Genomic DNA, 1,187 nt, shown 5'->3' with positions numbered 1-1,187 from the left:
TAAGACTGAAACCGGACCACCCTATGGGGTCAGGCCACCGGGCCGACTTTACCCAGTCATGCACGTGGGCACCGCTGGCGCCCACGCCAAGCTTGGCAACGACAGCGAGGTCGGCATCCGGGAGATCCTTGCCGAGGTGCTGGCGGATGATGCCTTCAAGTGCCTCGGCGCCCGGCTTCTCGATATGGATAATCTTCGACAATCGACCTGGACGAACCAGAGCCGCGTCGAGCCTATCGGGATGGTTGGTCGCGCCAATGACGATCAGCTTTGCGCTGTCAGCCGAGGTGGCGCTGTCGAGCTTGAGCAGCATGTGCCCGACAACCGGAACCCACCAGTCAGCCCGGTGATCCAAGGTAGCCCGATTAGGGATGGATTCGATCTCGTCCAGGAACAAGATGGCCGGCGCGACCGCTGCCGCCTCTGCGAATGCCTGGTCGATCTGCTTGATGATGCTGTCGAGGTAGCCGGGACTGTTGGCGAACCACTGGCTAACAGAGGTGGGGAAGAACGGCACCCCGGCAGACTTGGCCAAGCTGCGGACAAACGTCGTCTTGCCCAGGCCGGGCTCGGAAGCCAACACCGCGGTGCGCTGGATGGCCGAGAATTCCAGCTTGCCGGCACGCCAGGCACCGAGGTCGGAGATCAACGCCTTGGCCCATCCCTCCAGCTCATCACCATAGCCGAACAGTTCCTCCACAGGAGGCACATCCTCGAGCCCAGGCGCGGCTTCCGACTTTGCCTTCGAGGCGGCCACCAGACGTTCGATGCACGCCTTGGCCGAGCTACCGGTTCGGATTGCGCCACAAATGTCCGAGTAGTCCAAGCCATGGGAGACGCCAGCCGGCATGGAGCGTGGATACCGACCGGTGGCCATCTTGATGGCCTGCCGCAGGAGCTCGTCATCGGGATGATCGATCTTGATGCGGATGTCGGCTGAGGCGGTCATGGCCTTCGGCAGGTAGTGCAGGTTCTGCGTGACCCCGATGATGCGGCCGCCGTTTGCCATGACGAAGACAGCCTGGTCGGAGGTGGTCATGCCATGCGTGGACTTGCGGGGAGGTTCGCTCACCGCATGGGCGAACTTCCACTCGCCCAGCCGCTTGGCTGCACGCATCAGCGGATCCACCCATTCGGCACTGGGGGCCTTGCTGCGCGTCAAACAGGGTGAGCCTCAGCGTCAATCA

1 protein-coding gene is annotated in these 1,187 nt (G+C 63.0%); it reads right to left on the bottom strand.

Features of this window, described 5'->3' with window-relative positions; translation table 11 throughout:
• The coding region (locus tag A3840_RS01585; RefSeq protein WP_131798209.1) for an AAA family ATPase at positions 1 to 1,117 on the bottom strand (1,117 nt) is incomplete at its 3' end.
• Between the last annotated feature and the right edge of the window lie 70 nt (positions 1,118 to 1,187).

Source organism: Devosia elaeis, assembly GCF_001650025.1.
Taxonomy (GTDB): domain Bacteria; phylum Pseudomonadota; class Alphaproteobacteria; order Rhizobiales; family Devosiaceae; genus Devosia; species Devosia elaeis.
This window is presented reverse-complemented; position numbering and strand designations above follow the sequence as displayed.